Source organism: Streptomyces anatolicus, assembly GCF_019400875.1.
GTDB classification, from domain to species: Bacteria; Actinomycetota; Actinomycetes; order Streptomycetales; family Streptomycetaceae; genus Streptomyces; species Streptomyces anatolicus.
Map to the genome: position 1 here is coordinate 1 of NZ_WMBF01000176.1, position 12578 is coordinate 12578.

General features: G+C 70.8%; 11 protein-coding genes. 6 read left to right on the top strand and 5 right to left on the bottom strand.

Going from position 1 to position 12578, the window contains the following annotated elements; all coding sequences use genetic code 11:
- Nucleotides 1–32 precede the first annotated feature (32 nt).
- Nucleotides 33–947: an endonuclease/exonuclease/phosphatase family protein gene (locus GKQ77_RS17355; RefSeq protein WP_258021464.1), complete on the top strand. Its 915-nt coding sequence runs from the start codon at nt 33–35 to the stop codon at nt 945–947.
- Here GKQ77_RS17355 and GKQ77_RS17360 read toward each other — a convergent pair.
- Nucleotides 877–1488, bottom strand: coding sequence for a TetR/AcrR family transcriptional regulator (locus GKQ77_RS17360; RefSeq protein ID WP_219689687.1), 612 nt, complete (start codon nt 1486–1488; stop codon nt 877–879). The two genes, GKQ77_RS17355 and GKQ77_RS17360, sit on opposite strands and share 71 nt — an antisense overlap.
- A gap of 116 nt (nt 1489–1604) precedes the next feature.
- Here GKQ77_RS17360 and GKQ77_RS17365 point away from each other — a divergent pair, with 116 nt between their 5' ends.
- The 4 genes from GKQ77_RS17365 (at nt 1605) to GKQ77_RS17380 (ending at nt 4595) form a co-directional block, all read left to right on the top strand.
- Nucleotides 1605–2471 carry an NAD(P)-dependent oxidoreductase gene (locus GKQ77_RS17365; protein WP_219689688.1) on the top strand — a complete coding sequence of 289 codons (867 nt, stop codon included), beginning with the start codon at nt 1605–1607 and terminating at the stop codon, nt 2469–2471.
- A 71-nt stretch (nt 2472–2542) separates the two neighbouring features.
- A complete protein-coding gene (locus GKQ77_RS17370) occupies nt 2543–3478 on the top strand; it encodes a hypothetical protein (protein WP_219689689.1) in 936 nt (311 codons plus the stop codon).
- Nucleotides 3479–3519: 41 nt separating this feature from the next.
- Nucleotides 3520–4269 carry a TetR/AcrR family transcriptional regulator gene (locus tag GKQ77_RS17375; RefSeq protein WP_443728923.1) on the top strand — a complete coding sequence of 250 codons (750 nt, stop codon included), beginning with the start codon at nt 3520–3522 and terminating at the stop codon, nt 4267–4269.
- Nucleotides 4270–4415: 146 nt separating this feature from the next.
- Nucleotides 4416–4595: a hypothetical protein gene (locus GKQ77_RS17380; RefSeq protein WP_125514022.1), complete on the top strand. Its 180-nt coding sequence runs from the start codon at nt 4416–4418 to the stop codon at nt 4593–4595.
- A 197-nt stretch (nt 4596–4792) separates the two neighbouring features.
- Here GKQ77_RS17380 and aspS read toward each other — a convergent pair whose 3' ends face one another.
- Nucleotides 4793–6556, bottom strand: coding sequence for an aspartate--tRNA ligase (gene aspS, locus GKQ77_RS17385; protein ID WP_219689690.1), 1764 nt, complete (start codon nt 6554–6556; stop codon nt 4793–4795).
- A gap of 176 nt (nt 6557–6732) precedes the next feature.
- On the opposite strand from aspS, the gene GKQ77_RS17390 reads away from it, so the two are divergent.
- Nucleotides 6733–8946 (top strand): ATP-binding SpoIIE family protein phosphatase, encoded by a 2214-nt coding sequence (locus GKQ77_RS17390; RefSeq protein ID WP_219689691.1) that lies wholly within the window; start codon nt 6733–6735, stop codon nt 8944–8946.
- A 95-nt stretch (nt 8947–9041) separates the two neighbouring features.
- On the opposite strand, the gene GKQ77_RS17395 is transcribed toward GKQ77_RS17390, so the two are convergent.
- The 3 genes from GKQ77_RS17395 to GKQ77_RS17405 all read right to left on the bottom strand — a co-directional run.
- Nucleotides 9042–10076, bottom strand: a complete 1035-nt coding sequence (locus GKQ77_RS17395) for an AI-2E family transporter (protein ID WP_219689696.1) — start codon at nt 10074–10076, stop codon at nt 9042–9044.
- A 94-nt stretch (nt 10077–10170) separates the two neighbouring features.
- Complete coding sequence (locus GKQ77_RS17400; RefSeq protein WP_219689692.1) at nt 10171–11127, bottom strand: pirin family protein; 957 nt, start codon at nt 11125–11127, stop codon at nt 10171–10173.
- A gap of 131 nt (nt 11128–11258) precedes the next feature.
- Nucleotides 11259–12578: glycerophosphodiester phosphodiesterase family protein (locus tag GKQ77_RS17405; RefSeq protein WP_219689693.1), on the bottom strand; the 1320-nt coding region annotated here is incomplete at its 5' end.

Here is a 12578-nt window from a genome sequence, read left to right on the forward strand (position 1 = left end):
CGCCAGGGCACCCCCGTCGAAGGAGAGGCCACTTGAGAAGAGGCACGCGGCTGCTCGCAGGCGCCCTGACCGTGGCCTGCGCCGCGCTCCTCGGCCCCAGCACCCCCACCGACGGCGCCCTCTTCAACAGACCACTGCCCCCGCAGGCCGCCGAAAACGTCGTTCCGGGCCGGGTCATGACGTGGAACATCTGCAACCCCTGCGACGAGAGCAACGTCGGCCGAGCCGCGGAGATCGCCACCTACGCGCCCCAGCTCATCGGCCTGCAAGAGGCCTGCGTACGTGACGTGGAGAAGATCCGCGCCTACCTGAAGCACCTCTACGGGCTGAACTACCACGTCGAATACGGAATGGTCCTGCGCAACCGCGGCCGCTGCGGAGGCTGGCCCTGGCGCCCCGGCGCCTTCGGCCAGGCGATCCTCTCGGCGACCCCGATGACGGAACGTACGCACGTGGAGTACCCCGACGGCGGCTCCGAGGACCGCGGCTACATGGCCGTCACCACCACCGTCGGCGGCCGGCCCACCCGGGTCTTCAACACCCACCTCGCCCAGCGCCGCCAGGAAGCGGTCCGCGCGGAGCAGACCCGCGTACTGGCCACGGCCGTCGCCCCGTACGAACGCGCGATCGTTCTCGGCGACTTCAACGCCGTACCGGAGACCCCCGAACTCACCGGAATGTGGTCACTGGCCACGGACGCGGACCCCCAGTGCCGGCCCTCACCCCCCGAACCCGCCCCCGGCACCTGCGAGACGACCACCGACTGGCACGCCAAGTTCGACTACATCTTCCTGCGGGGGGAACTCACCCCGCTCAGGCACGCCGTACGCCCCACCCCGTACTCGGACCACCACCTGCTCCACACCGACCTGGCCCCTACGCGTACGTCCCGACGAGCCGCGCCAACTGCCGCCCAGCCGCCCGCAGGGGCTCCTCGCTCCGGCTGACCTGCGCGGTCACCTCCGCGCCCTCCAACGTACTGATCACCGTCGTCGCCAGCTCCCGCGCGTCCCCGGGGGCGAGGCCCGCCGCGGTGAGCCGCTCCTCGACGATCCGCTCCCAGCCGCGCAGCGCCTCCGCGCAGACCCGCTGGATCTCGGAGTCCGTGCCGAGCGTCTCCAGGGCCGCGGCCGTGACGGGGCAACCGTCGACCCAACCCGACTCCCGCAGCGCGACGGCGAGTTCGCCCGCGCACCGCTCGATGGCCGCACCAGGACCACCGTCACGGTCACCGTCCAGCCCCTCCAGCCCCTCCCGCAGCAGCTGCGCGAACTCCTCCGCGCTGTGCGCGAGGGCCGCCACGGCGACGGCTTCCTTGCCGCCGGGGAAGAAGTGGTAGACGGAGCCGAGCGTGGCGTCCGCCTCCTTGGCGATCTGCTTGATGCCGGTACCCACATACCCCTGCCGCTGGATGAGCCGCGCGGCGACGACGACGATCCGGTCACGGGTACTGGGGTTCGCGCTCTTCGCGGCGCTGCTGTGGGCCATGGCCTCACCTTACCCGCCCATTAAGTAGAGCGTTCGTTCTAGACCTGTGCTACGTTCTGCCCGAGCGGCTAAATAGAGCGCTCGTTCTAGCTCACTTCCACGAACAGAGGAACCGCATGTCTCGCACGATCACCGTCATCGGTCTGGGCCCGATGGGCCAGGCCATGGCCGCCGCCTACCTGAACCGGGACTACCGAGTCACGCTCTGGAACCGCACCCCGTCCCGCGCCGACGCCTTGGTGAAGCGCGGCGCGACCCTCGCCGCGACGCCCGAAGAGGCCCTGGCCGCCTCCGACTTGACGATCCTCAGCCTCACGGACCTCGACGCGATGTACGCGATCCTCGAACCCGCCGAGGCTGCGCTCGCGGGCCGCACCCTGGTGAACCTCAGCTCGGACACCCCGGAGAAGGCCCGGGCGGGCGCCCGCTGGGTGACGGAACACGGCGGCACACTCCTCACCGGCGGCGTCCTGTGCCCGCCGCCCCTGATCGGCACGGCCGACGCGTCGACGTTCTACAGCGGGCCGCGCGAGACGTACGAGACCCACCGCGAGGCCCTGGAAGTGATCACCGGCAAGACGGATTACCGGGGCGAGGACCCGGGCCTCGCCGCGCTGATGTACCAGCTGAACATGGCCATTTTCTGGCCCTCGATGATCGCCTACTGGCAGGCCGTGGCCCTGGCCGACGCCCACGGCCTCACGGCCACCGACATCGCCCCCTACGTCACGGAGAACTTCGCGGGCATGGGCCACTTCGTCGACTTCTACGCCTCCCGCATCGACGCGGGCAACCACGAGGGCGACGTGGACCGCACCGCGATGGGCCTGGCCAGCATGGACCACGTGGTCCACACCGCATCGGACGCGGGCGTGGACACGGCGTTCCCCGAGGCGGTCAAGCACATCTTCCACCGAGTGATCGATGCGGGCCACGGCGCGGACAGCTTCAGCAGGGCGGTGGAACTGATGAAGAAGCGGTGACGCCGCACCCGAAAGGGTGATCGCAGTCCACTCATCGGATTTCCGCACCCGGCCCCGCTTAGCTTTCCCCCATGGTCACCTCACACCACGAGGCCTCCCACCGGATCTTCCAGGAACGCCCGGAGATCCTCGGCCCTGTCTTCGGACTGCTCGGCATCCCGCCGCCCGCCAAGGCCGTCGTGGAAGTCCTCACGCCCGACACCACTGAGATCCGCCCCATCGAGCGCCGCGTCGACAGCGTGCTCCGCGTCGAGCCATCGGACGGCCGCGACAGCTTCCTCCTCGCCATCGAGTCCCAGGGGCGGCGCGATGCGGACAAGGCGACGAGCTGGGCGTACTACGTCGCGTATCTGCAAGCGAAGTACGACCTGCCGGTGCTACTGCTCGTCGTCTGCCAGGACAGGGCGACCGCGAACTGGGCGGCGGGCCCGTTCACCTGCGGAGCGCTGGGATGGACGGCGCTCACCACCCATCCCCTCGTCCTCGGGCCCGAGAACGTACCGGTCATCACCGATCCGTCCGAAGCGGCACGGGACTTGGCGATGGCGGCGTTCTCGGCCCTGACACATGGCCGCAGAAAAGACGCCGGCGCCATACTGGAGGCGCTGGCTCGTGCCCTGCGAGCGACCGACAAGAAGTCCGCCGACTACTACAGCGATCTGCTGGACGTCGGCCTGGGAAACACCCCGGCCGCAGCGGAATGGAGAGAACTCATGACGTTCGTCAGCTATTTCCCGGGCCGGGGCACCCTCCGTGAGGAGGCCTACCTCGAAGGCAAGGAGGAGGGCAGGGCCGAGGGCGCGACCGAGGCTCTGGTTGAGGAGCGTGTTCGCACCCTCATCCACCTCCTCGAACACCGCCTCGTCCCCCTCCCCGACCCCGCCCGCGAACGCATCACCACCTGCACCGACCCCGACATCCTCGCCCGCTGGCAGGATCTGGCCTTCACCGTCCACTCCGTCGACGAGCTGTTCGCCGAGGACACGCCGCCGAAGGCAACGGCGTAGCGAGCCCACCGCGCCCACGGTGTACGCACGATGCGTACACCGTGCGCTACGATGACGGGACGAACCCGTGGACGTACGAGGAGGCCCCCGTGCCCGCTGAGCAGAAGTCCGAGATCGCCTCGGTGTGGACCCGGCCCCGGCGTCAGCGCGAGCAGTTGAGCCGGGAGCAGATCGTGGCCGAGGCCGTGCGGCTGCTCGACGCCGACGGGATCGAAGCGCTCAGCATGCGCAAGCTCGGGACCCGCCTCGACGCGGGCGCCACCTCCCTCTACCGCCACGTCGCCAACAAGGACGAGCTGATCGAGCTGGTCGTCGACGAGGTCTACGGCGAGCTGGCGGTGCCCGCCGCGACCGGCCCCGCCGACTGGCGCGACGCCGCCGCCCGCAGCGCCTACAGCCTGCGCGCGATGATCCTGCGGCACCCCTGGGTCGCCTCCGTCCTCGGCCAGGTCGGCCTCATCCACCTCGGCCCGAACGTGACGAGGATGTCGGAGCGCATGGCCGCCGTGTACGGGGTGGCCGGCTTCCCCGCCGACGAGACCGAGCAGGCGCTGAGCACCGTCATCTCGTACGTCATCGGAATGGCCACCAGCGAAGCCGCCTATCTGTCCCTCATCGCCCGCAGCGGCAAGACCGAGCAGGAGTTCGCCGCAGACCTGCCGGCGCCGCCGCAGGGCGCCGGGCAGCGGGACCCCCGCGCCGAGGACCCGGCCAAGGCGCGCGAGGAGACCTTCGACTACGGCCTCCAGCGCGTACTCGACGGGCTCGGCGTCCGGCTCAGCGCGAGCTGAGGGCGGCGAAAACGCCAACTGGGCCTGGTCCACGGCCAACTGGGCCACTCACCGTGCGCCGCGCCCGGCTCACGGTGAGCTATGTCATGCGGGGTCATGGCTTAATTTGACGCCGCCTTCACACTCCCCTACGTAAGCTTCACTGCATGGCCACGACTCCCTCCCCCGACCGGCGACGTACCGCCGACGAGGTCAACGAGGAGATCCGTGCGCTGTGGCTGAGCGCCGGCGGACGCCTGAGGCCCGACGAGCGACGGGTGTACGAACAACTCGTCACCGAATGGGCCGAAGCCGAAGCCAACTCCACCCCCACACACGCCGCGTAGCCCCTTAAGGGACCCAGGCAGAGCGGCCCGTCTGGGGCGCCCCGAAGGGGCGCGGGGCTGTGACATATACGGCTCCGCCGCGGGGGCGCGACCAGCCACCACGCACCGGCACTCGAAGACGACCAAGCAGAAGCAGACGCACAAAAAGGCCCCGGAACCATTCAGGTTCCGGGGCCTTACGACAACCAGGACAACCGCTACTGCGCCGCCGGCTTCCGCAGGGAGATGTTCAGCTCCCGCAGCCGAGACTCGTCAAGCTCGGTCGGCGCCCCCATCATCAGATCCTGCGCGTTGCCGTTGAGCGGGAACGCGATCGTCTCCCGGATGTTCGGCTCATCCGCCAGCAGCATCACGATGCGGTCCACACCCGGCGCGATGCCACCGTGCGGCGGCGCCCCGAGGCGGAACGCCCGCAGCATGCCCGCGAACTCGTGCTCGACGGTCTCCGCGTCGTAGCCCGCGATCTCGAAGGCCTTCAGCATGACCTCGGGCTCGTGGTTCCGGATGGCGCCGGAGGACAGCTCGATGCCGTTGCAGACGATGTCGTACTGCCACGCGAGGATGTCGAGCGGGTCCTTCTCCTCCAAGTCCTTCATGCCGCCCTGCGGCATCGAGAACGGGTTGTGGGAGAAGTCGATCTTGCCCGTCTCCTCGTCCTTCTCGTACATCGGGAAGTCGACGATCCAGCAGAACCGGAAGACGCCCTCCTCGAAGTGCCCGGCACGCTTCGCGGCCTCCACGCGCACCGCCGACATGATCTTCGAGACCTCGTCGAACTCGCCCGCGCCGAAGAAGACGGCGTGACCGGCCTCAAGGCCGAGCCGCTTGGTCAGCTCCGCCACATTCGCCTCGGTCAGGAACTTGGCGATCGGGCCCGTCAGCGAGCCGTCCTCGGCCACCCGCACCCAGGCCAGGCCCTTGGCGCCGTGCTCGACGGCGTAGTCACCGAGGCCGTCGAAGAACTTGCGGGACTGCGAGGCCGTGTCCGGCACCGGAAGCGCGCGCACGTGCTTGCCCGCGAAGGCCTTGAAGTCGGAGCCCTCGAAGATGTCCGTGATGTCGTGCAGTTCGAGCTTGGCGCGCAGGTCCGGCTTGTCGTTGCCGTACTTCAGCATCGACTCGCGGAACGGGATGCGCGGGAAGGGGGACGTCACCTCGCGGCCGCCGCCGAACTCCGTGAACAGCTCGGTCATCAGCTTCTCGATGGGCTGGAAGACGTCTTCCTGCTCCACGAAGCTCATCTCGACGTCGAGCTGGTAGAACTCGCCCGGCGAGCGGTCCGCGCGCGCGTCCTCGTCGCGGAAGCAGGGCGCGATCTGGAAGTAGCGGTCGAAGCCCGAGATCATCAGCAGCTGCTTGAACTGCTGCGGCGCCTGCGGCAGGGCGTAGAACTTGCCCGGGTTCAGGCGGGAGGGGACGACGAAGTCGCGGGCGCCCTCGGGGGAGGTCGCGGTGAGGATCGGCGTCGCCATCTCGTTGAAGCCGAGGGCCACCATCTTGGAGCGGATGGAGGCGATCACGGCCGACCGCAGCATGATGTTGCGGTGCATGCGCTCGCGGCGCAGGTCCAGGAAGCGGTACTCCAGGCGCCGCTCCTCGTTCACGCCGTCCTCGGCGTTGATCGTGAAGGGCAGCGGGCCCGCGGCGCCGAGCACCTCGACCTCGGCGGCCTCGATCTCGATCTCGCCGGTCGGCAGCTCCGGGTTCACGTTCTCCGCGCCGCGCGAGACGACCTTGCCGTCGACGCGGACGACCGTCTCCTTGGAGAGCTTGTCGAGCGTCTCGGCGGCGGCCGTGCCCGGGCGGGCCACCAGCTGCGTGATGCCGTAGTGATCGCGGAGATCGATGAAGAGAATGCCGCCCAGGTCTCGGCGATTGTGCAGCCAGCCGCTCAGCCGGACGTCGGTGCCGACGTCAGAGGCGCGGAGCTCGCCGCAGGTGTGGGACCTGTACCGATGCATCGTCGTTCATCCAGTCTTCGCGAATAGGGGAGAGAGCAGACCATCCCAAGGCTACCGTCCGGGCGAAGATCGGTTTCCGGATATCCGCCGGGCCACCCCCTCCGGCGGCCCGGCGAGGGGCCCGCGCTGCCGGGGCTCGGTGGCGGTGGGCCCGTACATCTTCCTAAAGTGGGTCAATGCGCACCGACGATCCCCCCTCGCAGGTGGGGAACGATCCCCTCTCGCAGGTGGGGGACGAGTCCCTGCCTCCCCTGCGGGACGTCCTGGCCGCCATCGCGACCGGGCTCTGGCGCTGGGACAACGCGTCCGGGACCGTCACGGTCGACGCCGAGGCGGCCCGGCTCCTCGGTCTGCCCGCGCGCGCCCAGACCCTGACCGAGGCGGCCGTGCGCTCCCGCTTCCACCCGGTCGACTGGAACGAGATCTACGGAACCGTCCAGCTCGCCGTCGCCGAGGGCACCCTCGCCGAGGCCCGGCTGCGGATCATGGACGACACGGGACGCCGGGTGCTGCGTACCGTACGCAGCCGCTCCAAGCCCGTCCTGCACGACGCTACCGAGGCGTACGAACTGATCGGCACCCTGCAAGAGGTGACCGAGCCCGCGCCGGGCACCGCCGCCCGCACCCCCGTCACCGGCGACTGGCGGCGCTCGCGTGAGGCGTTCCTGCTCGACGCGGGCCGCGCGCTGGCCGAGGCGCGGTCGACGGAAGAGGTGCTGCGGGTCGCGGCGGGGCTCTCCATGCCGGGGTTCTCGCCGGACGGGCTCGCCGTCTTCGGGGTGGCGGGCGACCGGCTCTCGATCATCGGGCACCACGGGCACCAGCCGGGCGACGACGGGCCCTTCTCCGCGATGCCGCTGGACACGGACTATCCGGCCGCCGAGGTCGTACGCACCGGCCGTGCCGTCTATCTCTCCTCGCCGGAGGACTACCGCCGCCGCTATCCGGCGGCCTGGCCGCTGGCGCGGCGCTTCGAGCGGCAGTCGTGGGCGTTCCTGCCGCTGACGGTGGCGGGCCGCACGATGGGCGCGTGGATGGCCGCCTTCGCCTACCCCGTCTCCTTCACGCCCGACGAGCGCTCGGTCCTGACGACGGTCGCGCGGATGCTGGCGCAGGCCCTCTCGCGGGCCGGGGTCGCCGAGTCCGAGCGGGAGCTGACGGAGGGGCTGCAGCGCTCGATGCTGCCGATGCTCGGGCCGCAGATCCCGGGGATGAGCGTGGCGGCCCGCTATGTGCCGACCGGCGGGGGTCTCCAGGTCGGCGGCGACTGGTACGACATGATCCCGCTGCCCAACGGCCGTATCGCCTTCGTCATCGGCGACGTCCAGGGGCACGACGTGCGCGCGGCGGGGCTGATGGGTCAGCTGCGGATCGCCCTGCGCGCGTACGCCTCCGAGGGGCACCGCCCGGACGCGGTGCTTTCGCGGGCGACCCGTTTCCTGTCGGGGATCACGGAGTCGATCACCTACGGTTCGAGCGGCAGCGGCGCCGACGAGTCGGCGGCGTACGACCCGCGCTTCGCGACCTGCCTGTACGTCGAGGCCGACCCGGCCACCGGCGTCCTGGAGCTGGCCCGCGCGGGCCACCCCGAACCCGCGATACGCATGAGTGACGGAACGGTTCTGCTGAGGCCCACGGCGGGCGGTCTGCCGCTGGGCATCGACCCGGACGCGGACTATCCGACCACCCGTCTCGTCCTGGAGCCCGGCGAGACCATGCTGATCTGCACGGACGGCCTGATCGAGACCGGCGGCCACGACCTGGACAGCGGCTGGGCGCGGATCAGGGCGACCCTGGAGGCGTACCTCGGCGAGGACGAGGAGGACGGCCTCGAACTCCTCGCCGACCGGCTCGTCCAGGCCGTGCACGGGCCCACCTCGCACTACACCACCGGCCCGCTCGCCGACCGCCGCGAGGACGACATAGCGGTGCTCCTGCTGAGCAGGACCAGCCGCCCCGAGCAGCGCACGGACGCCCGCAGGACCGTCCTGACGGTCGCGCAGGCCGAGCCGGAGCGGGTCGCGGGGGCCCGCCGCCATCTGCGGGACCTGCTGCACGACTGGGCGGACGACGACCAGGTCGACTCGGCGGTACTGATGGTCTCGGAGATGCTCACGAACGTCCTCGTGCACACGGACGGGGACGCCCTCCTCGTCGCCGAGGTCACCGGCGAGCCGGGCGCGCGTCGGCTGCGGGCCGAGGTCGCGGACGGCAGCGACGATCTGCCCCATAAGCGGCGGCCTGGCGAGCTTGCGTCGTCCGGGCGCGGGCTGGTTCTGATGGAGCTGCTTGCGGGGGCTTGGGGCGTGGATCCGCGGGGGGACGGCAAGAGCATCTGGTTCGAGCTTTATGAGGACGCGAATGCCTCCGGCGGTGGGGCGGGGGACTGAGTACCGGGGCAGCGGCGGGGGGCCGATGACGCGCGGGTTGTCGTGGGCCGGTCGCGCAGTTCCCCGCGCCCCTTCGGGGCGCTCTCCTCGGGGCGCTACGGCGTGGCGGTGTAGCGAGCGCGCAGTTCCGAGAGGACTCCGAAGGCCGCTGCCGTCAGGGGGACGGCCAGGAGCATGCCGAGGATTCCGGCGACGGACGCGCCCGCCGTGATCGTCAGCATCACCACGGCCGGGTGCATCTGGACCGTACGGCTCTGGATCACCGGTTGCAGGATGTGTCCTTCGAGGACCTGCACGGCGAGCACCACGCCCAGTGCCCACAGCGCGATGACGAAGCCGCGGTCGGCGAGGGCGACGAGGACGGCGATCGCGCCGGACAGGAACGCCCCCAGATACGGGATGTACGCGCCGACGAACACGAGCGCGCCGAGGCCCACCGCGCCCGGCACACGGAGGATCAGCAGTCCGACGGTGATGCAGAGGGCGTCGATGAACGCGATGATCGTCGTGCCCCGCATGAACCCCTCGATCGCCACGAAGGCGCGGCGCGCCATGGCCTCCACGACATCGGCGGAGTCACCCGGCGCGAGGGAGCGCAGCGAGGCCATCGCCTTGCCGGAGTCGCGCAGGAAGAAGAAGACCAGCAGGAGCGCGAGCACGGCCATGGCGATGATCTCGCCGACGACGCTGAGTCCGCTGAGCACGCCCGATGCGGCCGTTCCGCCGAACTTGCCGAGCAGGTCCTTGGCGTTCGACGCCATGTCGTCGAGCGAGGTCCCGGCCGCGCCGAAGTACTTGGCGAGGTCGGTCGCCGCGGTCCTCAGGGAGGCGATGATCTGGTCGCCCGTGTCGATCAGGGCCTTGGCCACGATGTAGGCGACCCCGCCGACCACGGCGACGACGGCCGCGCAGGTCAGCCCGGCGGCCAGCGAGCGCTGCACCCGCATCTTGAGCAGCCGCCGGTACAGCGGGCCGAGGAGCGCGGTGCCGAGCAGGGCGAGCAGGACCGGCGTCACGGCCGTCTGGAAGGTGACGCACAGCCAGACGCCGACGGCCGCCACACCGACGACGAGCAGCACCACCGCGCACCAGGAGGCCAGGCGCCGGGCGGGTTCGGGGAGAAGGGTCAGCACCCTCCCACCCGAGCACGCCGCCCGGCGCCTCGCACGTTATGTACGGCTGCCTGCCGTGTCGCGTACGGCTGCCTGCCGGGGACGTCCGCGGCTACATGCCGTGTACGGCGGGGACCGTGCCGAGGAGGCCCTTCTGGAAGTCCTCGAAGGCCTGCCGCAGCTCGGCCTGACTGTTCATCACGAACGGGCCGTAGTGCGCCATCGGCTCGCGGATCGGCTCCCCGCCGAGCAGTACGACCTCCAGGTCGGGGGCGTGCGCGTCCTGCCGTTCGTCGGCGCGGACGGTCAGCGAGGACCCGGCGCCGAAGACGGCGGTCTGCCCCTGGTGGGCGGGGCGGCGCTCGGCACCGACCGTGCCGCGTCCGGCGAGGACGTACGCGAGTCCGTTGAAGTCCGCGCGCCAGGGCAGCGTCACCTCGGCGCCGGGCCGCACGGTCGCGTGGATCATCGTGATCGGCGTGTGCGTGATGCCGGGACCCTCGTGGCCGTCCAGCTCACCGGCGATGACGCGGAGCAGCGCGCCGCCGTCGGGGGAGGCGAGCAGCTGGACCTGGCCGCCTCGGATGTCCTGGTAGCGGGGGTCCATCATCTTGTCCCTGGCGGGGAGGTTCACCCAGAGCTGGAGGCCGTGGAAGAGGCCGCCGGACATGACGAGGTCCTCCGGCGGCGCCTCGATGTGGAGCAGGCCGCTGCCGGCCGTCATCCACTGGGTGTCGCCGTTGCGGATGGTGCCGCCACCGCCATTGGAGTCCTGGTGGACGAAGGTGCCGTCGATCAGGTAGGTGACCGTCTCGAAGCCGCGGTGGGGGTGCCAGGGGGTGCCCTTCGGCTCGCCCGCCTCCCACTCCACCTCACCCATCTGATCCATCATGATGAACGGGTCGAGGTACTTGTAGTTGATCCCCGCGAAGGCCCGGCGCACCGGGAACCCCTCGCCCTCGAAGCCGCGCGGCGCGGTGGTCACGGCGAGCACGGGGCGCGCCACGGCGTCGGCCGGCGCCACCACTCGGGGCAGGGTCAGCGGGTTCTCGACGGTCACTGCAGGCATGGTCGGTACCTCCTCGTTCGCTCACTTTAGTTGAACGTAGAACTTTCTGCCACTGTGAACGAACGGGACCCGGAGGACATTCCCTCCGGGTCCGGGGCATGGCTTGATCACGGCGTTACGGCCGGGCGGGGTCACGGCCGGACGGGCTCCAGCTGGAGGTAGTCGAGGTTCCAGTTCTGGAAGACGCCCGCGTCGAGGGAGACGCGCACGGTGTGGCGCCCGCGGGTCAGGTGCCGTGGGTCGTGGCTGTCCTGGAGGGCGAAGGCGTAGTGGGCCGTGGTGTTCGCGACCTGCACGGCCTTGCCGGGGCGGCCACCGTCGTAGGCGATCCGGTAGGTCCCGGCGGGTGCGTACGGGGATGAGGCGCGGGCCTTGAGCGTGTAATGGCCGTCCTTCGGTACGTCGACCCCATAGGTGATCCACTCCGCTCCCCGCATCCAGCACACCACCACCGCTCCGTCGTGGTCGCAGACGTCGACGTGGTCGCCGCGCCGCCCCGGCCCGTCGCCCCGGTTGCCGGTATCGGTGTCGTGGTAGGCCACGCCCGCGCCGCCGGGGGCGTAGTTCTCGGCCTGGACGCGGACGGCTCCGGGCGGCACGGGGTCCGCGACGCCCTTGGTCAGATAGGACCTCAGCGTCTCCACGTTGTCGGTCTGGAGGATCGTCGCCCCGTACCCGGCGATGAGCCCGCCCCAGCCGCGTGCGGGGGCGACCAGCGAGGCCTCGTCGGTGAAGCGGGCGGCGTAGTCGTTGCGCATGGTGTTGAACCACACGCGGCCGGTCGCGCGCAGCCCCTGGAGGAAGGCGGGCTGCGCCACCCTGTCGCGGACGTCGTCGAAGACGACCTCGAACGCGGGTGGCCTGCTCTTTCCGAACTCCGCGACGGACTCGGCGTTCGCGTCGTCCACCAGGTGCATGTACAGGGCGTTCCGGTGGCGCCCGAGGAACTCCCGCACCTCCGGCACCGGCGCCTTGGACTTGAAGAGGCCGTTGCGTACGGTCCCGGTCTCCTCCAGCACCCGCCAGACGGCCTCGCGGTCCTTCCAGGCCTGGTCGAGGTTGACGAGCCCGAGGGTGCGGGAGGCCTGCATGGCCTCGGCGAGCGTGGGGATCCGCTCGCCGGTGACCGCCGCCTGGCGCCCGCCGAGACCCGCACGGAGGCGCAGGCCGCGGAGCTGGGCGTGGGTGAGGTCGGCGACGCGGCCGGTGCCGTTCGTGGTGCGGTCCACGGTGGCGTCGTGCATCAGCACGGGGACCTTGTCCTTGGTCAGCCGTACGTCCACCTCGACGATCTCGGCACCGTCCGCGAAGCCGGCCCGGACCGCGGCCAGGCTGTTCTCGGGCGCCTTGCGCCACTGCCCCCGGTGGGCGGCGGTCATGACCCCGACGTTGGGCCGGTGATCGAGAAAGTCCCGAAGTGCACGGTCGGCCGGGGTGTTGGCGGGGCGGGT